Origin of the sequence: Pristimantibacillus sp. PTI5 (assembly GCF_048572955.1) — a bacterium.
Classification (GTDB): Bacteria; Bacillota; Bacilli; order Paenibacillales; family Paenibacillaceae; genus Pristimantibacillus.
This window is the reverse complement of record NZ_CP183886.1, coordinates 1,533,989-1,554,200: the sequence shown is the minus strand read 5'-3', so window position 1 is coordinate 1,554,200 and position 20,212 is coordinate 1,533,989. Positions and strand designations below refer to the sequence as shown.

Annotated in this window: 14 protein-coding genes; 10 read left to right on the top strand and 4 right to left on the bottom strand. The window is 50.7% G+C overall.

Features of this window, described 5'->3' with window-relative positions:
* Nucleotides 1-96: 96 nt before the first annotated feature.
* A complete protein-coding gene (locus ACN6MW_RS07115; protein WP_419874836.1) occupies nucleotides 97-2,358 on the bottom strand; it encodes a helix-turn-helix domain-containing protein in 2,262 nt (753 codons plus the stop codon).
* 197 nt (nucleotides 2,359-2,555) lie between these two features.
* Between ACN6MW_RS07115 and ACN6MW_RS07110 the strand changes: the two genes are divergently transcribed.
* The 6 genes from ACN6MW_RS07110 to ACN6MW_RS07085 all read left to right on the top strand — a co-directional run bounded on the left by ACN6MW_RS07110 (nucleotide 2,556) and on the right by ACN6MW_RS07085 (nucleotide 9,557).
* Entirely contained in the window at nucleotides 2,556-4,127 is a 1,572-nt protein-coding gene (locus ACN6MW_RS07110) for a glycoside hydrolase family 43 protein (protein ID WP_419874835.1), read from the top strand.
* Between the two features lie 32 nt (nucleotides 4,128-4,159).
* On the top strand, nucleotides 4,160-5,056 hold the full coding sequence (locus ACN6MW_RS07105; RefSeq protein ID WP_419874834.1) for a pectinesterase family protein: 897 nt from the start codon (nucleotides 4,160-4,162) through the stop codon (nucleotides 5,054-5,056).
* Nucleotides 5,057-5,100: 44 nt separating this feature from the next.
* Nucleotides 5,101-6,147, top strand: coding sequence for a dienelactone hydrolase family protein (locus tag ACN6MW_RS07100; protein WP_419874833.1), 1,047 nt, complete (start codon nucleotides 5,101-5,103; stop codon nucleotides 6,145-6,147).
* Nucleotides 6,144-7,277: a glycoside hydrolase family 88/105 protein gene (locus ACN6MW_RS07095; RefSeq protein WP_419874832.1), complete on the top strand. Its 1,134-nt coding sequence runs from the start codon at nucleotides 6,144-6,146 to the stop codon at nucleotides 7,275-7,277. The genes ACN6MW_RS07100 and ACN6MW_RS07095 overlap by 4 nt, the downstream gene beginning before the upstream one ends.
* A gap of 433 nt (nucleotides 7,278-7,710) precedes the next feature.
* The gene (locus ACN6MW_RS07090) at nucleotides 7,711-8,310 is read left to right on the top strand and encodes an SDR family oxidoreductase (RefSeq protein WP_419874831.1); all 600 of its coding nucleotides are present in this window, start codon (nucleotides 7,711-7,713) and stop codon (nucleotides 8,308-8,310) included.
* 47 nt (nucleotides 8,311-8,357) lie between these two features.
* Nucleotides 8,358-9,557 (top strand): MFS transporter, encoded by a 1,200-nt coding sequence (locus ACN6MW_RS07085; RefSeq protein ID WP_419874830.1) that lies wholly within the window; start codon nucleotides 8,358-8,360, stop codon nucleotides 9,555-9,557.
* A gap of 89 nt (nucleotides 9,558-9,646) precedes the next feature.
* Here ACN6MW_RS07085 and ACN6MW_RS07080 read toward each other — a convergent pair whose 3' ends face one another.
* Entirely contained in the window at nucleotides 9,647-11,557 is a 1,911-nt protein-coding gene (locus ACN6MW_RS07080; protein WP_419874829.1) for a PAS domain S-box protein, read from the bottom strand.
* A gap of 269 nt (nucleotides 11,558-11,826) precedes the next feature.
* Between ACN6MW_RS07080 and ACN6MW_RS07075 the strand changes: the two genes are divergently transcribed.
* From ACN6MW_RS07075 to ACN6MW_RS07065, 3 genes are all read left to right on the top strand, one after another.
* Nucleotides 11,827-12,441 carry a TVP38/TMEM64 family protein gene (locus tag ACN6MW_RS07075; RefSeq protein WP_419876289.1) on the top strand — a complete coding sequence of 205 codons (615 nt, stop codon included), beginning with the start codon at nucleotides 11,827-11,829 and terminating at the stop codon, nucleotides 12,439-12,441.
* A 177-nt stretch (nucleotides 12,442-12,618) separates the two neighbouring features.
* Nucleotides 12,619-13,035, top strand: coding sequence for an ABC transporter permease subunit (locus ACN6MW_RS07070; protein WP_419874828.1), 417 nt, complete (start codon nucleotides 12,619-12,621; stop codon nucleotides 13,033-13,035).
* A 42-nt stretch (nucleotides 13,036-13,077) separates the two neighbouring features.
* Nucleotides 13,078-15,462, top strand: coding sequence for an alpha-L-arabinofuranosidase C-terminal domain-containing protein (locus ACN6MW_RS07065; RefSeq protein ID WP_419874827.1), 2,385 nt, complete (start codon nucleotides 13,078-13,080; stop codon nucleotides 15,460-15,462).
* A 121-nt stretch (nucleotides 15,463-15,583) separates the two neighbouring features.
* Here the strand turns inward: ACN6MW_RS07065 and ACN6MW_RS07060 are convergent, their stop codons facing one another.
* Together ACN6MW_RS07060 and ACN6MW_RS07055 are read right to left on the bottom strand one after the other, a co-directional pair.
* The gene (locus ACN6MW_RS07060) at nucleotides 15,584-17,170 is read right to left on the bottom strand and encodes a response regulator transcription factor (RefSeq protein ID WP_419874826.1); all 1,587 of its coding nucleotides are present in this window, start codon (nucleotides 17,168-17,170) and stop codon (nucleotides 15,584-15,586) included.
* Between the two features lie 15 nt (nucleotides 17,171-17,185).
* The gene (locus ACN6MW_RS07055; RefSeq protein WP_419874825.1) at nucleotides 17,186-18,922 is read right to left on the bottom strand and encodes a sensor histidine kinase; all 1,737 of its coding nucleotides are present in this window, start codon (nucleotides 18,920-18,922) and stop codon (nucleotides 17,186-17,188) included.
* A gap of 328 nt (nucleotides 18,923-19,250) precedes the next feature.
* Between ACN6MW_RS07055 and ACN6MW_RS07050 the strand changes: the two genes are divergently transcribed.
* The gene (locus ACN6MW_RS07050) at nucleotides 19,251-20,180 is read left to right on the top strand and encodes an ABC transporter permease (protein WP_419874824.1); all 930 of its coding nucleotides are present in this window, start codon (nucleotides 19,251-19,253) and stop codon (nucleotides 20,178-20,180) included.
* Nucleotides 20,181-20,212: the final 32 nt, after the last annotated feature.

Below are 20,212 nucleotides of genomic sequence, written 5' to 3'. Positions count from 1 at the left end.
ACCGGTTCTAAGCGGTTTTTTCCTGTCTTTGGCGGCAGTGAACGGAAAGCTCGCGAAAAAAAAGAAGCCCCAAAGCAATTTGCTTTGGGCTTCCCTTTAGTCGTTTTGCTGCAGAATATGGTTCAAGCGCCATTTGGACGGAGTCACGCCGTAACGTTTTTTGAACAGCGTGGTGAAGTAGGTGCTGCTGCCGTAGCCCGTCCTCTCCGCGATCTCCCGAATATCCAGCTCCTGCTCGGTCATGAGCAGCGTGCGAGCTTGCTCGAGCCTAACCAGATTCACGAAGTCCGGAAAGCTGCTGCCCGTTGCTTCGGTAATGAGGCGGCTCAAATACGGAGGACTGATCGCCAGCATCTCGGCCAAGCTGTTCAGCGACAGCATCTGATCGCCGTAATGCTTGCGGATATAGGCAATGGCCTCGCCCGCCACGCTGCGGGTTTGCACCGTATTGAGCATCCTCAGCTTCTCGCATGCGTTCAAGCAAAGCTGCTCCAGCCAGCTTCTCAGCTCTTCATAATCCGTTATCCGCCAAATGCGCTGATAATGCTCAAGAAAGTCCGAATGCCGCGCGAAGCCGTCCGCATGGCTGGCATCGCCTAGCTTGTTCAGCTCCGAGGCGAGTCTGGACATGGCGATCGTCGCCTGCTCCGCCCGGTAGCTGCCGGCTGCGGCCAGAAGCCGCTCGATTGCTCTTGGAATCAGTTCCTGCTCCTGGTTTCTCACGACTTGCAGCACAGCTTCAAGCGTAGGGTCCGGTATCGGGCTGCTGTTCAAATGAATCGTATCATCCGTATGGATAACGGATGCTTGAAATTGAAACTTCAGGTATTGCAGGCAGCCGTTTGCCTCGTCGTACAGCTCTTTCAGCTGACCCGAATCGGTAGACAGCCGGCTGATGCCGATAGCGCAGGTGGTGCTTGGCCATGCTCGAATCTGGCTTTCGAGCCGTTCCCAGCGTTCGCGGGAGAGGCCGTAATCGCCGAAGCTGCCGGATAGCGTCTCGCTGACGATCAGTACGGCGGCTTCCGGATGCGGAAAAAATCCGCGACAGGCAGCCATGTCGCCGCACAGCTCCTCGGTCAGCCTTGGCAGGCTCTTGATCTTCTCCATCCATTCATCGCCCGACATGCCGCTCTCTGCGGCGGAATGGTTCAAATGCAGCACCGCCACGTAAAACGCCGCGTTGCCGTTAGAATCCTTCATGGGAGGAAGCGGGGACGATAAATGCTCCCCGGACCGGTAAGGCGACGTGAGCCAGCGAAGCAGGGCGCTGTCCTCGTTCTCGCGCTTTAGCTCCCCGAATCGTCCGGCGATTCTCTCGAGCTCCCGGTTCGCTTCTTCGAAGCCTCCGCCATGCGCGAAGGCCGGGCGATCGCCGAACAAATTATGGATGTTGCCGAATAGATGTCCGATCGGCTTGTACATGCGATGCGAGACGAACGCGGCAACGGCCGAAGCGGCGGCGATCAGCGCCAGACATAGTCCGATCATCAAACTTAAGGCGTTCGATATGTCCCGAATGCTGTCCTTGTAAGAGGTTTCCGAAAGAAACCAAAGCTCTCCCTGCTGCGCTTTGCGATACGTAACCAGCTTCTTGCTCCCGTTCTCGGACTTCCATATTACCGTCCCGATCTTGCTGTCTCCGGTTACGATTTGCCGCAGCATACCTTGATCGAAGGTTGTTCCGGGCGGCCCGTTCTGCATCAGGAGAAGGCCTTCAGCGTCCAGTACGGCATATCGCGTACCGCCGTCATCGCTGCTTCGGAACACATTTTCCTGAAGCTTCCGCAAATTGACCGTCATGGCGATCGCTCCATTGTATTCGCTGCTGCTGAAGGCGCGGTCATTGTAGAAGAGGGTCATGAGCGTCACTTCCGCTCCGCTGTTCATTGCCGCGGACCATACATACGGGGACTGCTTGATCTCGCTGCCCTTGACGCGCTCGAACAGCTCCTGTTTCGCCGAGTTGCTGAGCGGATTGTTCTCGAACATGAGGACCGGACCGTCCTGCCCCATGATATAGGCGTTCTCCAGAAAAGCGTTGACCGTAAGCGTGCCGCGTATTTGGCTGAGCGCGCTGTACAGCTGGCCGCTCCAGCTGTTGTCTCCGCTTTGCATCACCGTGTTAATGTTCGGATTGCGATAGAAGTCCATCGTATAGTTCTGAACCATGTCCATGTACTTCGAGAATACCGTTTCCGTATTAAGGAGAACGCTTTCATTTACTTGATTGACATTGTCGATCGTTTTTTCCCGAAACCACAAGAACAAGGCGGTAGCCAGCACAAGCACCGAACAGATCGATATCAAGGTTAGACTCATAAAAAATCTGATTTTTAGCTGCCTTTCTCCCCTCATCGCTATCGCTCCTTTATGGTAATAACTATACACATAATTGAAATGGAAGGTAACTGCTTGACAGCAAAATCAACCCGTTCCTATAGCATGGATATATAAAAAACGTGAAAATAAGCAAGGATGTTTGAACATTGCGATGTTTTCTTGAACTATACTTGTATAGGCTTACATTTCATTCCGTACAGGGAGGCAGGAGCATGCGCAAGTTTCAAAATCCGATTCTGTCGGGCTTTTATCCCGACCCATCCGCCATACGAGTCGGCGAAGACTATTACCTGGTTACGTCCAGCTTTGAGTTTTTTCCGGGAGTGCCGATTTTCCACAGCAAGGATCTTGTGAATTGGCGCCAGCTCGGCCATGTACTTGACCGCCCGTCCCAGCTGAATCTGGATAACATTCAACCATCAAGAGGCATTTGGGCGCCTACGCTTCGCTATCATAACGGTGTCTATTATATGATTACAACTTTCGTAGACAACGATAAGGAGTGCCATAACTTTTATGTGACAGCAACCGACCCGGCCGGCAGCTGGTCTGATCCGGTATGGCTGGAGGATGCGCCTGGCATCGATCCTTCGTTGTTTTTCGACGATGACGGCAAGGTCTATTACACCGGCAACCGGGTTCCGCCGGAGGGACAGCTGTATCCGAAGCATATGGACATCTGGCTTCAGGAGCTGGATTTGGCGAGCGGGCGGCTTATCGGGCCAAAAACGAGCATTTGGCAGGGAGCGCTCAAGGTTGCGCACGCCCAAGAAGGGCCGCATCTGTACAAAATCGGCAGCTGGTATTATTTGTTGATTGCGGAAGGTGGTACAGGACCTACCCATGCGATCACGATTGCGCGAAGCGATTCGCCGGCAGGCCCGTTTGAGGGCTACAAGGGCAATCCGATTCTGACCCATCGTCATTTGGGGCGCAGTTATCCGATCGTCAACGTCGGCCATGGCGAGCTGATCGAAACGCAGAAGGGCGACTGGTGGATGCTCTGTCTCGCTTCCCGTCCGTATGGCGGCTATTACCGAAACTTGGGGCGCGAAACGTTTCTTGTTCCTGTTATTTGGGAACGCGGGTGGCCGGTCGTTAGCCCGGGGAAAGGAGTTGTGGAGCAGGAAGGCGAAGCGCCGGACCTGCCAGAAACGGCATGGCCGCAGCTTCCGGCGCGCGACGATTTCGATTCGCCGGAGCTGGCGCCGATCTGGAACTTCATCCGCACGCCGCGCGGTGATTTCTGGAGCCTTACGGATCAACCCGGCGCGCTGCGCCTGACCTTGAAGCCGGCGTCCATCGCCGCTGCCGACAATCCTTCCTTCGTGGGCAGGAGACAGCAGCATAGCAGCTTTCGAGCCGAAACCTCGTTCCGCTTCGCACCGCAGGAAGCCGGCGATGTGGCGGGGCTCGTGCTGCTGCAGAACGCCGACTTCCAGTTCCGGATGGAATACGGAAGCTTCGGCGGCGTTACGGAAATCCGGCTTACGCAGCGGAAGCACGGAGAAGAGACGGTACTCGCCGCAAGCCCATACGGTGGAGAAAGCCTGATGCTGCGGGCGGAGGCGATTGACCAGCGGTACAGCTTCTTCTGGCGGGGAATCGAATCGGAGCAATGGCAGGCGCTGACCGAGGAAGCCGACGGCACGATTCTGAGTACCGATGTGGCTGGAGGTTTCACCGGTGCCTATATGGGCATGTACGCAGCTTGCACCGAGGCAGGCCGCTGGCATTACGCCGACTTCGACTGGTTCAGCTATGAACCGCTCGATTGCGAATAGGGAGCGGCCGTAAATGAGAAAGGAGTGCAGCTATGCTGATTACCGTATCCGTGCATGAAAAGGATAAGGCAGATTACAGCCGTTTGCAGGAGGCGGTCGACGCCATACCGAAGGGCTTGGAGGAAGCGGTCACGATCCGCATCAAACCGGGAATTTACGAGGAGAAGGTGACGATTCCTGCAACCGCGCCGCCTATTCTGCTGCTCGGCGAGGATCAAGAAAGGACGATACTGACATGGTCGGATAACGCCCATACACTGGGGGCGGACGGCGAGCCGCTCGGGACGTTCCGCACGGGCACGCTGAATGTGTTCGCCGAGTCGTTCACGGCGGAGAATGTGACGATCCAGAACGCCTCGGGGCCGGGTACGGGTCAAGCGGTGGCTGCCTTCGTGGATGCCGGGATGGCGGTATTCCGCCGCGTTAGGCTGCTGGGCGACCAGGATACGCTGTATACGGGCAAAGGCAAACAATACTATAGCGAATGTTACATCGAAGGCGATGTCGATTATATATTTGGCGCGGCTACCGCGGTTTTCGATAGATGCCGGCTGCATAATAAGCGTTCAAGGGGGTACATAACGGCTGCTTCCACGCCGCAAGACGAAGCGTTCGGTTATGTGTTCCTTGATTGCGTCATTACAGGCGGCGAAGAGGTGCGTGACGTTTATTTGGGCAGGCCATGGCGGCCTTATGCTCATGTTGCATTCATCCGGACGACCATCGACGCCTCGATTACGGCGGAGGGCTGGCATAACTGGGGGCAGCCGGATCGCGAAACGACGAGCCGCTACGAGGAATACGCTAGTATCGGAGCGGGAGCTGCCGCGGACAAGCGGGTGTCCTGGTCGCGCCAGCTGTCAGCGGAAAAGGCGGCGGGCTATCGGATCATTCATATTTTTGACGGCTGGCATCCTGAGGGCTACTAGCGCCGCCCGATGGAGCAGGCAGGGGAGAGGAGAGGGCGATGCCGATGAATGTTGAACGCTATTTGAGCTCGCTGACAGAGCAAGCGGCGAGGAAAAGGACGGAAGGCGCTGTGCCCGGCAGCGCGGAGAGAAGGGCCAGGCTGGGGGCTGCCTTCAGCCGTCTGCTCGGCGAATTCCCGGATGAGAAAGAGGAGCTTCAGCCGCAGCTGCTTGAACGGCGCGAATGTAACGGCTACGTGCGCGAGCATATCGAAATCGCGACGCTGGAAGGGCTGCGGATGAAGATGTACGTGCTGGTTCCGGATCGGCCGGCAGCTGATCCTGCGCCGGCCGTCATCGCGCTGCACGGCCATGGCTATGGGAGCCGGGAGATTGTCGGCTTGGAGCCGGATGGCACAGAGCGCGCGGGTAATCCAGGGCTCCATAAGGATTTTGCCATTTCACTTGTGCGGGAGGGGTACGTAGTAGCCGCGCCTGAGCTGATGGGCTTTGGCGGGCGGAGGCTCGCCGAGGACAAGGAGGAAGGGCCGGGTAAAAACTCTTGCTTCCGGCTGGCTGCGTCTTTGCTTATGATCGGTCGGACGCTTGCCGGCCTCCGTATCCGTGAAACAGCGAGAGCAATCGATTATTTGCAGGGCAGGTCCGGCGTGGATCCGAACCGGATCGCCATCATGGGCATTTCCGGCGGCGGACTTGTTGCGGGTTTCACGGCGGCGCTCGATCCAAGAATCCGCTGCGCGGTCGTCAGCGGGTACGCAAGCTTGTTCGAAGAGAGCATATTGGCCCGCAACCACTGCTTGGATAATTATATCCCGGGGATTTTGCTGGAGGCAGAGATGCCTGAGCTGCTTGGACTCATCGCGCCAAGAGGATTATTTCTGGAGTCAGGTGATACGGACCGCGTGTTCCCGCGCGGGCCGGCAGAGAAGGCGTACGGCGAACTTCTTAGCCTGTATGCGGCGGCGGGAGCGCCGGATGCCGTATTGGGCGATTTTTTCCAAGGAGGCCATGAAATGAACGGGGGTCCGGCTCTTGCATGGCTGCGCAGGCATTTGACGGAGCCTGCCGATATTAAGGGAGGAGAGGCATGATGGCGTCTGAACATAAGCAAATGAAATTGGAGGACTGGTCGCACCGGATAGCCGATACGATAATGAGCCAATGCCGGGAGGACGGCTTCCACGACTATCCGCTTGAGCGCTGGGCTTACGTCCCGGGCATGCTGCTGATGGCGATGGCGCGCGCGGGCAAGCAGTTGAACGAGGACCGCTATTATTCCTTTATGCACCGCCACATGGATCATTTCGTGGCAGAGGATGGTAAAATCGGCACCTATTCGCTGGAGGAATATAACCTTGACCAAATCAATCAGGGCAAAAATTTGTTCATGCAGTATGCGCGCACCGGCGATGAGCGCTATGCCAAGGCGGCTCATACGTTGGCCGCTCAGCTCTTGAGCCAGCCCCGCACCTCGGAGGGCGGCTTCTGGCACAAGAAAATTTATCCTTACCAAATGTGGCTGGACGGCCTTTATATGGCATCGCCCTTCCTGGCGGAATATGCCAAAGTATTCGAGCTTCCCGAGCTGCTGGACGAGACTGCGCATCAGCTGCTGCTCATTGAACGCAGAACCCGCGATAAGCGCAGCGGCCTGCTCTATCATGGCTGGGACGAATCGGCAGAGCAGGAATGGGCGGACTCGCTTACCGGACTGTCCCCGCACTTCTGGAGCAGGGCGATGGGCTGGTATGCGATGGCTCTGGTCGATTGCCTGGAGCACTTTCCGGTCACGCACCGGCAGCGCGGCACAATCATAGGCATATTCGAGCGCATGTGCCATGCCCTCGTGCGCGTACAGGAGCCGTCGAGCGGTTTATGGTATCAGGTGCTCGATCAGGGCGAGAGGAAAGGCAATTATTTGGAGGCAAGCGGTTCGATTATGTTCGTCTATGCAATGGCGAAGGGGCTGCGGCTCGGCTATCTGAGCCCGGTCTTCCGCGCTGCTATGCTGAAGGGCTATGAAGGCATTATCGGGAAGCTGGTAACAGAGGACGAGAAAGGCGTGCATCTCCATCAGATATGCCACGGAGCGGGGCTCAGCAAGGACCGCAACGGCTCGTTCGACTACTACATTTCCGAAGCGGTCGTCTCCGATCATTATATGGGGATAGGCCCGCTGCTGCTCGCGGCGCTTGAGGTGGAGCAGGTGCTTAACGCCTAACTCATTTGTTTCATACATTAATTAGTAACAAATCAGTAATCTTGCGGAGTTTGATACTAGCAGCCGTTTTACCGGAATTCCGGTAAGGCGGCTGCTTTTTTGTGAGCTCCGTGTCGATTCTGTTCCCGCAGAACGGAGTAGAAACTTTGATAGGGGTTACAAAATGGAGTGCGATAAGGCAAGGTTTAAAAACCTTGCCATTTAGTATTGACTTGGAGTTAACTCCAGACTGTAAACTCCTATATATCAGAGAAAGGGGCCGAGGAAGAGCCGAGCCCCTCGAGATAATGAACAATGATAAAGTATTTGTTCACTAATTAACAAATTGCGCCCATCTAACAATTGTATGCTTTCTGTATTCAGTGTTTACTGAAGGGAAACAGACGTTCAGGAATAAGGCCGCAAGTCGAAATTAATGAAAGGGAGTTTGATTTTGAGCAATGTTTTGATCCTTGGAGCAAACGGGCAGGTTGCCCGTTATGCTATTGATAAATTCCTTAACGAAACCGATGCTCAGTTGACGCTTTATCTGCGTAACAAAAACAATCTGAGAAACATGGAATCAAGCCGCAATCGGGTAGTTGAAGGCGATGTTTTGGATATCGAAAAACTAAAAGAAGCCATGAAGGATCAGGATGTCGTCTATGCCAATCTGGCTGGCGATCTCGCTGATGATCTGGAAAAAATGGCAAGAAACATTGTGAGAGCCATGGATTCGACCGGCGTCAAACGTCTAATTTTTATCAGTACCATGGGTATTTATGATGAAGTGCCTGGAGAGAAGTATGGCAGTATATTGAATCCATATCGAAAGTCGGCTCAAATCATTGAAGCCTCCGACCTCGACTATACGATCTTGAGGCCTGGATGGTTTACCAATAGGGATGAAGTGGACTATGAGACAACTCAGAAGGGCGAACCGTTTAAAGGATCGGTCGTATCGCGCAAAAGCGTTGCAGACTTGATCGTTAAATTAGCGGAATTGCCGGAATTGGAGGTTAGGCGCAGCTTGGGGGTAAACAAACCCGAATGATGAAGTAGACGCCCGTAAGCAATCATAAAACCGAGGAGGAATGAAACGTGGAACGCTTATGGACGAAGCCTTTTATTCTCATGACCGTAGGGATGCTATTTCTATTTACCGGATTTTATTCGCTGCTTCCGACGCTGCCGCTGTTCATCAAACAAATGGGCGGAAACGAAGCGCAGATCGGGTTGTCGGCAGGCGCGTTTATGCTGTCTGCCGTCGTTTTCCGGCCGATCGTAGGCGGTTTGCTGGACCGGTTCGGCAGGCGTCCGTTTATCATTTGGGGGCTGCTTCTCTTCACTTTGGCGATGTATATGTATGACTGGATCGGCGGAATCGTCGTTCTGTTGGGGCTCAGAATCGTGCACGGGATGAGCTGGGCCGTTTCCACGACCGCCGTTTTCACGGCGATTACGGATATCATTCCGTCCACCCGCCGCGGAGAAGGCATGGGATGGTTCAGCATGGCTATGACCCTGGCTATGGCGGTCGGCCCGATTTTCGGTATCTGGGTTACGCAGAACCTGTCGTACCACGCTCTGTTTTTATTCGTCGTTGGTTTTTCTGCCGCAGCGCTGCTCTTAATGTTGGATGCTAAAACACCATTCCGGCCGCAGCAAGGGGCAAGGAAAATCGAATTTTTCGAAAAATCGGTCTTGCCCGTTACGGCATCGGTATTTTTTCTGACGATCGCTTATGGCGGCATTACTACGTTTGTCCCGCTGTTCGCTATCTCGATCAATGTCAATGCCGGCGCGTTCTTTCTGGCCTATGCTGCGACGCTCGCGCTAATTCGTCCTATCGCGGGAAAGCTCTCGGACCGTCACGGAGAGTCGGTTGTCATTGTACCGGCTCTTGTCATAACGATATTGGCTTTAATTACCCTGAGCTTCTCGACCGGATTGCTCGGCGTGCTCATCTCGGCTGTTCTGTACGGCATCGGATTCGGCTCCGCGCAGCCGGCGCTTCAAGCCGCAACGATAAGTCTTGCCCGGCCGGACCGTAAAGGGGTTGCCAACGGTTCCTTATTAACGGCTACGGATCTCGGCATCGGACTGGGGGCGATCATGCTGGGCTGGGTCTCCCAGTACACGAGCTTTCAGGTATTGTTTACAGTCGGCGCGGTGTCAGTCGTGGTTTCTTTGCTGGTATTCACATTGTACGTAAAACGTTTGCTGAAAAACAATCCGCTTAGCCGCCCGCTGAACACCGGTGCTCTTGCATCCGAAGAAGTTGACGCAGCTTCATTGTAGCCTTCCGCAATCGTTCTAATGTAGAGAAGCATGAAAAAGAGGCTCGGGTAAAATACCCGAGCCTCTCACTATATAATTTTCGTTGGATGTTAGTTTCTGCTGCTATTGAGATATTGGGTTAGCAGGTTAAGAATGACTTCTCTTCTTACGGGTTTGCTGATGTAATCGTCCATACCGGCTTCTAGGCATTTATCCCGATCGCCCTTCAGGGCATTGGCGGTTACGGCGATAATTGGAGGGGCCTGGTTAGGATGCAGCGCTTTTTTGATGGTTTTGGTTGCGTCTACCCCGTTCATTACCGGCATATGGAGATCCATCAGGATCAAATCAAAGTGATCATGAACTGCCGCGTCGACTGCTTGCTGCCCGTTTTCAACAATCGCTACGGAATGCCCGAGACTCTCAATCATTTTGGTAAGCACCAATTGATTGGTTGGGTTATCTTCCGCCAGCAGAATCTTCGCATGCTGATTGCTAGGCAGCAGAGTATACAAAGATTTGCCCCGCAGATCTTTAGCTTGCGCTTCGTACTTAATATGGAACGTAAAGGTAGAACCGTTTACGCCGTCACTATCCGCATGAATCTCGCCGCCCATAAGATCAACGATTCTTTTGCTGATCGCAAGGCCCAGGCCTGTCCCTTCATGCTGCCGGGTCATAAAATGATCGAGCTGGGTAAAAGGTTCAAAGATATCGGTTAACTTCTCCGGCGGGATGCCGATTCCGGTATCTGTGATAGTAAATGCGAGAAAGGAAGCTTGCTGATCCTTGATTACGTTTCTAACGGACACTGAAACAGAGCCGCTCGTTGTGAATTTCACAGCATTGCCGACCAGATTAAGAAGGACCTGCTTGAGCCGTTCCGAATCGGCATAGATGAATTCAGGTACATTGTGGTCAATCGAATAGGTCATTTTCAGTTGCTTTTCAGCAGCTTTTGACGAGACCACCGCAAAGGTGTCTCTGATACAGCTGCGAAGCTCAAACGTTTTTTCTTGTAATTCGCTCTTTCCTGCCTCGATTTTAGACAGGTCCAGGATGTCGTTAATGATGCCGAGAAGCGTATCTCCGCTTGTGCGAATAATCTCAACGTAGCTCCGCTGCTCCTCATCCAAATCGGTCGTCTCGAGTAATAAATCCGTCATCCCGATTACCCCGTTCATAGGCGTTCGGATTTCATGGCTCATCATGGCCAAAAATTCGCTTTTGGCTTTGTTGGTATTTTCCGCAGATTCCTTGGCAAGGATTAGCTGCTTTTGTTCCGTAATATCTTTGCAGATCAAGTAAAAGCCGATGTTTTGCCTGTTCACGAAAATAGGGGCGATACTGGTAAGCACCTCAACCGTTTCGCCTCCCTTGATCGTTAAATAAGTAATATCTTGTTCTACCGTGTTATCATGAAGCGCATCCTCGATAATCCGGTTGACATTGGCTTGACCGATTAAGTTGGCGAGCTCTCTGCCGACTAACTCGCTTTGAACGTGATAGCCCGTAAGTTTTTCGGCCATATTGTTGGCGTTAATAATTCTGCCTTGCAGATCCAGAGAGATGACGGCATCATGATTATACTTTTTGAGCGAAGTATACCGTTCTACCGATTCTTGCAGCTTCTGCTCCGATTCTTTTTGACTGGAAATGTCAATGAGCTGTAAGAGGTAGTACAGCGGTGTGCCGGCATCGTCCCTAAAAACCCGCATGGATAATTGCGCCCATAGGTTCTTGCCGCGCTTAGAGATGAACCGATTCTCGAGGTGTATTTCCGATTTTTCGTCTCCTAATAATTGTTTGACATCTTCAATTCCCTGTATGGCATCGTCGGGATGGGAGAGCTGGCCAAATTTAAGGGTAAGGCATTCCTTCTCGGAATACCCGAGAATTTTCGTGAGAGCCGGATTTACAGCGAGAATAGATCCATCAACGGCTACAAGAGCAATTCCAAAGGAAGCATACTTAAATACCTGTTCATTAAAGGAAGTAGGGTTTAGATTAACTCGATGCACGGTGGGCCTCCATATGTTTTTTATTTGGCTTAGTTTTTTGACCAACGTGAGAGCGCTGTATGTCTCGCCATCCTAGGATTGAATTATGAATCTAACCATATATATTAACCATTCCGCTAAAAATCGAAACAGGATCTGCATCGAAAATTACTTTTTTTTCAGAATGGTGGCTGGTCACGTGATAGTATAAATAGGATCCGTCGATTATGATGGGATTTATATGAAATGCTGAAGATCATGCACATACGGAAAGGAATGTTTGTTTGAAAATGATCAAATGGATTATTGCATCCCTTAACATTGCTGTTATGCTGGCCGTTTTTTTAAATATGGATGTCTTAATTGATTGGATAGAGCAGAAAGAAAATAGCGGCTTCATCGTTGTCTTTGTTCTTACCGTAGTATTAGCCGCAGTTCCAGGCATTCCGTTTGGTTTAGTCGGCGGTCTTATAGGGGCAAAGTATGGTTTGTTGTGGGGGAGTGTGATGAACGTTGCTGCCTCTACGCTGGCTGCTGCGTTAGTTTATCTTTTATTCCGTTATCTGCTGAACAGTCTGGGAACGGCATTGGCGGACAGAAATGCCTCATTTCGGCGAATGCATGAATTTATAAAACACCATACATTCTGGGCGCTGCTCATTGCGCGTATTATTCCTGTTATGCCTGCGGCACTTATCAATTTATATGCAGGCGTGTTTGGCTTGCCATTTAAAATCTTTATTTTGTCGACCCTTCTTGGAAAAATTCCCGTTATGCTTGTGTTTGCATACGTTGGGGCGAATATGCGCTCCGGTTCCACAAATTGGATGGCTGCGGTTGCTATTTATTGTCTATTTTTGCTTATGGTCTATGCAGGATATCAATGGCGTTACAAAAGAATATAAATATAGATGGAATACCTTGATTACTATAAAAATGAATGAAAGCCCTTCCTTGACAAGAAGGGCTTTTTCGGGTTATTGATGTGAACGGGATCGTTAACTTCTTGCTTATGGAGCTTCATTTCATCGACAAGCCAATCCAATTCTTGGCTGATCAACTATAAAGGGATTCCTGATTCGTTGTTCGAATCGGCGAAGATGGACGGTGCGAGCGAATTCAGAATATTTTTTCAAATTGTCATTCCGCTTTCGAAGCCGGTGCTCGCGGCGTTATCCGTATTTACGGCAGTCGGCATATGGAACGATTACGGAACGACGCTCTACTTTACGCAACCAAACGATCTGCAAACGCTGCAGTACGTCATTCTAAGGCTGATCCAATCCAACCGCGCGGTTGAAAATATGATGAGCACGGCAGAAGGGTCAAACATTGCGGTGTCGAACTTATTAAACAATGCGCAGGGGCAAGGGCTCGTAACGGCGCAAACCATTGAACTCGCGGCGATGGTCATTGCTTCGCTTCCGATGATCGCAATGTACCCGTTCGCCCAGAAGTTTTTTGTAAAAGGCGTATTGCTCGGTTCGGTAAAAGGTTAAATGGACGGGCGCTCACCCACAAACCAGAGGAGAAGATAAACGATGAATACGCGGGGAACCTTGCAGGTGCATACGCAAGAACGGGGAGCAGAGATGGGCGACCTGTTTGGCATCTTTTTCGAAGACTTGAATCATGCGGCCGACGGCGGGTTATATGCTGAGCTTGTTCAAAACCGTTCCTTCGAATTTGATCCGATTGACCACCCCGATTACCATGCCTTGACGGCTTGGGAGAAAGTCGAGCGCGGCGGCGGCAGCGCAGTGCTGACCGTGGAGGAGAGCGAGCCACTCTCGATGCGGAACAAGCACTACGCGGTCATCGATATTTTGGCGGAAGGCGACGGTGTCGGCATCCTGAATCAAGGCTTCAATACCGGCATTCCCGTTAAGCGGGGCGAGGCTTATGCCTTAGCTTTCTATGCTAAACGCGACGATAGTTTCGACGAGACTGTCCGTGTCACGCTCGAAAGCGTAGAGGGTACGGTCCATGGGCTGGCTGAACTAACGGTAAGCTCCAAGGGATGGGTAAAATATGAAGCCGTCATTACCGCCGGCACTACGGACTATAGCAGCCGCCTAGTCATGGTGACGAAAGGGAGAGGAAAACTTTATCTCGATCTGGTTTCCCTATTTCCGGTCCATACCTTCCGCAACCGTACGAACGGCTTGCGTGAGGATATCGCAGCCTTGATCGCGGATTTAAAGCCGAAGTTTATGCGCTTTCCGGGAGGCTGCTTAGTCCATGACGGCTCGCTCGATGCCGAAGACCGGAATTCGATGTACCGCTGGAAAAATACGATTGGCGATGTCGCCGCGCGTCCGGCCCGACGTAACAACTGGCGCTATAACCAGACGCTGGGCCTAGGCTATTATGAATATTTTCTGTTCTGCGAGGATATAGGAGCCAAGCCGATTCCGATTCTTCCGGCAGGCTACGACCCGCATCATAAGCGGATTGTACCCCTTGAGGAGCTGCAGCCCTGGATCGATGACGCGCTTGATTTAATCGAGTTTGCGTGCGGGGATGCGGCTACCGAATGGGGCGGTATCCGCGCGGCGCTCGGCCATCCGGAGCCGTTCGGGCTGGAGTATATCGGCATTGGCAACGAAGAGGTCGGGGAACCTTTTTTCGAGCGGTATGCTTATTTCCACAAAGCCATTAAGGAAAAATACCCCGCAATGAAAATCATCAATTCCAGCGGCCCGTTCGCGGCGGGCGGGGAATATGACCGGGGCTGGAAATCGGCGAGGGATAACGGGTCCGACCTCGTGGACGAGCATTATTACCAGTCGCCGGAGTGGTTTTTGGCCAACTATGACCGCTATGCCCGTTTCAAAGCCGATGAACCGAAGGTATTTTTGGGCGAATATGCTTCCTGGGGCAATACGTATTACAACGCGCTAGTCGAAGCGGCGTTTATGACGGGATTGGAAAAAAACGCGCATGCGGTAGGGCTTGCTTGTTACGCGCCTATGCTCTGCAACGTCGACTACGTGAATTGGAAGCCCGATATGATCTGGTTTAACAATCATGAAGCGTTCGGGACGGCAAATTATTACGTGCAGCAAATGTTTATGCATCACCAGGGCGATCAGCTCCTTTCAATCGGAGCAAGCGGATTCGAGAAACCCGTTGCCGTGCCGGCAGCGCCGATCACCGGGGGGCTCGCGCTGGCTGCCGATCAATGCTCGGTGCAGTTTTGGGACATTCAGCTGACCAATGATGCGACGGGAGAAATCAAATCGTTCGGGGCACGGACGGAAGTGTTAAATGATACGCTGGAAGCCCGGCAAGCCGGAGAAGCCAGGCCCCTATTGGAGCTTGAGCAGACGGGCTGGAATCGTTATACGCTGCGTTTCAAAGCTAAGAAAACCAGCGGGCCAAAAGGCTTTTTCGTGCACTTCGGCAAGAACGATGACAAAGACGAGATCGTATGGGAAGTCGGCGGCTGGCAGAATCAGGACTCCATGGTCGTTTCCAAAGTAAACGGGAGAGGCTCATGCCTCACGCAAAGCTTATTCACGGTGGAAACCGGCATCGAATATGAACTGTCACTGGAGGTATCCGGAAGACAGATCCGCACTTTTGTCGACGGCGTCTTGATCAATGAAACGGAAGACAAGCTGCCGGCGATTGAACCGCTGTATTATTCGGCCAGCGTGGAGCATGCCACCGGAGATGTCATCATCAAGGTCGTCAATGTGCAGGAACAAAACGTTGCCGCGCAAATCTTGCTGGATCATTTAACCGACAGGCCGTCCACGGTTGAGCTGTTTGAGCTGTCCGGATATGAGCTGGACGATGCCAATGATTTTGAGTCGCCTAAGCGGATCCAGCCTAAGCGGAAAGAGCTGACTTTGGAAGGCAATGCTATCATCTATGATTTTCCAAAACACGCAGTTACTATTTTCAGGGTGAAAGCATAGAATCAAACGCATAAATGTCTTAATGAGGGTGTAGAGTGCGATGCAAATAAAAATAAGCCCGGATATGATCAATTCCTTTGATCATTCCGGGCTTTTTCACGTAGCAGCCTTCCAACAAGCCTTACCGGTTTTTTCTGAATTCAATAGGCGTACAACCGATTTCCTGTTTGAAAAGCTTAATAAAATAGGAGTAATTCGCGTAGCCGATTTTGGCCGCGATGGCATTTACGGATAACGGCGTGGTTTCGAGCAAATGCTTCGCAACCTTGATGCGGGCTTGAATGATATAGTTCCCTAACGAGATGCCCGTTTCTTTCTTAAAAAGCCTCGCCAAATAATCCGGATTGAGATAGACGATTTCCGCCAGGCTCGTTCTTGTCAGCTCATCCCCGCAATGGGTGCGGATGTGATGCTTTATTTCTTCGACGACCGATTTAGGCTGTTCCGTAAAATTACGGTATTCCGTCGCGCTGTTTACCAAATACCGGAGATATTTCTCCATGTCTTCGATCGAGTTCAATGATTGCATAAACAATTGGTCGTTGGTTCTTCCCGTATACATTTTATGTGCCTGAATCTCTTTGCTTCTGAGATAAGCGTATACAAGCTGAACCATATCGAGCCGGAACAAGCTCAGGACGGAAGCGTTCAGCATTTGGGTATGCGTGATATTCAGCAAGTATTTTCCTGTTTCCTCTAGAAATGCAAGCGGCTTGTTTTCCTCCAGCAGCTGCTCCAGCAGCGCCAAATCCGGCGGCGTATACAATGCTTCCTGCTGCTTGTAGTGTTCGAGCAAAAAGGTCTGATTGCGGAAGTTGATCACCTTCTCATTCATGCCGAGCAGGTTTTTCATCACCTGATGGATGTCCGCAAGCTCTTCCGTGGGGGCGATATTGCAGCATGCGTCGCACTTGAGGTATTTATTTGCCCTTTGTATGAAGGTAGCGCAAATACTTTCAACGATAAGGGAGTCCGGCTTGTCATGCCATTTCAGAATGGCGATCCAGTTGTATTCCTTGAATTCCAAGATGGTTTCTACCGCAAACCGGGCATCTTGGAATAATTCATGCATAACATTGAGCAGCGCAAAATCAAACAGGTCCTTATCTTTTTTGCCCAGGCTTTCCTCGTAAGGGAAGATATGAAAATGCAAAGGCTGCATCCGGTCCGCTAATGCATAAGAAAGATTTTGCTCCGCGATCAAGCTCGCAATGTTGGCAGGGTTGGAATAAGCGGTTTTCCCCGAAATCAGCTTGCGCCAGAAATGCTCATGAACGTTCTTTTGGTTTCTTTTCCAATAGTAGCCTTCCTGTACCGCTTTGGCGTGATCCTGCCGTTCATTGGCTTTGACGACCGCTTTTTGGATAATAAGCGCGAGCTTGTCGAACTCGATCGGTTTTAAGAAATAGTCAAAGCTTTGCAGCTCAATCGCTTTTTGCGCATAGTTGAAATCCGCGTAATTAGTCAGGAAGATCGTTTGGATGTCGTATTGTTCCTCTCTAATCCAAGCGAGCAGCTCCAGGCCGCTGCCTTGCGGCATTTCAATGTCGCATATTAAAATCTGAACCGTGTTCTGCTTCAGCTGTTCCTGCGCTTGGGCAATATTATAGGCGGTATAGACATTCTCGATCGACAGCGCTTGCCAATTAATCTTCTTCTCGAGCGCGGTCACGACAAAGTAGTCGTCATCTACAAGCAGTACGTTCATTAGGCTTCGCTCCTTTCACAGCTTATCCTGCGGGGGATGGGGAAGGCAGATCGTCACGCAAGCGCCGCCAGTCTCCGCATTGGAGAAATGGATGCCCGCTTTGCTGCGGTACAAGTATTCCAGCCTCTCGAGCGTATTCATGATACCAATATGATTACCGTCTGACTGATCCAAAGGCAATCCGCTCTCAAGCCGCTCCAATATTTCCGTAGTGAATCCGGGGCCGGTATCGGAGATGCGAATGACAGCCGTCTCTTCCTCCGAATCCGATTTCAAGTCGACAGCCAGATGGATTTGCACCTCATTTACACGCGAAACGGCGTATTTCACCGAGTTCTCGATGAACGTTTGGAGAACAAGCGGCGGAATTTTCAAATGGCCCGTACCGTCAGCCTGGTCAATATGGAACGTAAACGCATCCCTATAACGGTGTTTTTGAATTTCCAAATAAATGCGGGCATGGTTAATCTCATCTTCTAGCCTCACGAAATCCTGTCCGTTCTGAAAGATATAACGAAAATAATTGGATGTTGAAATGGCCATGCTTTGAATTTCCTCATGCATCTGCATCTGGGCCATGCTATGAATATTCGTTAAGCAGTTCAGAAAAAAGTGGGGCTTGATCTGCAATTTCATATATTCAAGCTGAATTCTTTGTTTTTCGAGCTCATGCTCGTAAATATCGATTTTGAAAATTTTAATTTGCTCGAGCAGATTTTTAAACAGCTTGTTCGCATACTCGAGCTCGACGATTTTATTCATTTTGAGATCGAGCGGTTTGCTGTCCTCGTTAAACTGCGTCAAGTTATACGAAAATTTTTTAAGGGGCCTTAGGATTAGGATATTAAAATAGACCATGATCCCGCATATGGAACAAGCGACAATGGCAGCCAGGAGCATTATGAGCAGCTGGGCAATCATTATTTTTTCAAACGCTCCGAATTTCATCAGCATCTCTACGCCGAAGGTTGCGTTTGCAAATTGCCCGCTGACGGTAGTTCTGGTTTGCGCCAGGTCCAGAATGGACTTCTTCTCCGCGTCCTTCAGGGCTGCCGCTTCTTCCTCCGATTTCGGGTTAACGATGATGTCTCCGTTCTGATCAACCAAGGAAACAAGGCCGTTGCTTTCTTGATCGATCTGCTGCAAGGGACGGATCAGGTTATCGGCGGAAATCAGGCAAATCATGTAGCTTTCATAATAAGGCACGATATTAATGATGAAATATTGATCATTGATAAGGATAGGAGACCAATTGGAATAAAACTTTTCAAATAGGTTTTTATCTTGTACGTAGGTAAATATCTGCTTTTTTAATTCAAGATAATCGGAATAGTTTAGGCTTGTCGGCGCGGTATTCAAAAAGTATTGCTGGTCCTTTAAGTAGACAAAGAAATTATATTTTTGATTATAATTTTTTTGAAGCTCGGAAAAACGCTTATACAGCTCCGTATTCGCCTTTATAAACTCGCTGTCGTCCGGACGGAATTTGTTCATGGTTTTTACGTTTTCGTCGTTTGCGAGCGTCCAGCCCATATATTGGTTGATATTGGAAAAATCAAGATTGATCCGATCGATGTACATATTGGCCGTATCCTGCAAAAATCGGGTGGTTTGCTGCTTCACGATTGAAATCGCCGAAAAGCTGATTACGCAATCCAGTACTAGTACAGAGATGAGAATCAAAAGCATCACTTTAACATAGTGCCTGATCGGATAGGATTTGCCTGCCGTTCGTTTTGTCATATGTCTCATTCAGAGTCCTTTCCTTCCGGATTAGCTGAGAAAACGGCTGTATCTGTTAGTAAATCCTATTATAATGCCAATGCTGAGCAATAAGACATACTGATTGTTTCCTTTTTGATCCAAAGTCCGAAATGAACCATAGAAAGTCTGGATAGCGTTATCATTGCGGTAATCAGCAGGGTTTGCCGGACAAGCCTATCTGCCATTTTCCCCATAAAAGTCCGAATAACCGTTTTGGGAAGTCCGCATTGTTAAAAAAGAAGGATCTATAATAAAGAGGCAGAGAGAGCGATTGGAAGACAAGGACCGAGAAAGAAGAAGGATGGGGGTAAACGCTTTGAAAACCAGCCAATTAAACATCAATATGCTGCATACAATCGGCCGGATAAGAAAGAACTGGGGCTTGTACATCCTGCTGCTGCCTGCCGCAGTGCTGCTTTTGCTTTTTTCGTATAAACCGATGTACGGCGTGCTGATTGCTTTTAAGGATTACAGTCCGGCTCTGGGAATCATGGAAAGCCCTTGGGCGGGATTCAAGTATTTCGAGAAATTTTTCAACTCCTATCAATTTTCGATCACGATAAAAAACACGCTGATCATTAGCCTTTACAGCATAGCGACCTTTCCGATTCCGATTATGCTGGCGCTGATGATCAATCAAATGCGCGTAAACCGCTTTAAGCAATTGTTCCAGACCGTCACCTACATGCCGCATTTCATTTCTACCGTAGTCATGGTCGGCTTGATCCTGATCTTATTTTCACCCGGCAATGGCCTGATCGGAAATATTTACCGACTGCTGGGAGCTGAAGCACCGAACCTGATGGGATCGGCCGGGTGGTTCAGCAGCGTATACGTTTGGACGGATGTCTGGCAGCATACCGGCTGGGACAGCATCATCTACATTGCGGCCTTATCGGCGGTCGATCCGAGCCTTTACGAGGCGGCGAAGGTGGATGGAGCAAGCCGCTGGCAGAGAATTCGGTTTATTGATATGCCCATGCTGCTCCCGACGGCAATCACTTTGCTGATCCTTCGGATCGGAGGACTGCTGGGCGTGGGTTTTGAAAAGGTATATCTCATGCAAAACAACTTGAACATATCCTCGAGCGAGGTGATTGCGACCTATGTATACAAAATCGGGATGCTTAGCAGCCAATACAGCTTTTCCTCGGCGATCAACCTGTTCAATACGATTATTAATTTCGTTTTGCTGATTCTTGTCAACCAAATGGCGAAAAAATACAGCGAAAACAGCCTGTGGTAACAGAAAGGAAGGATCATGATGAACGCACTGGA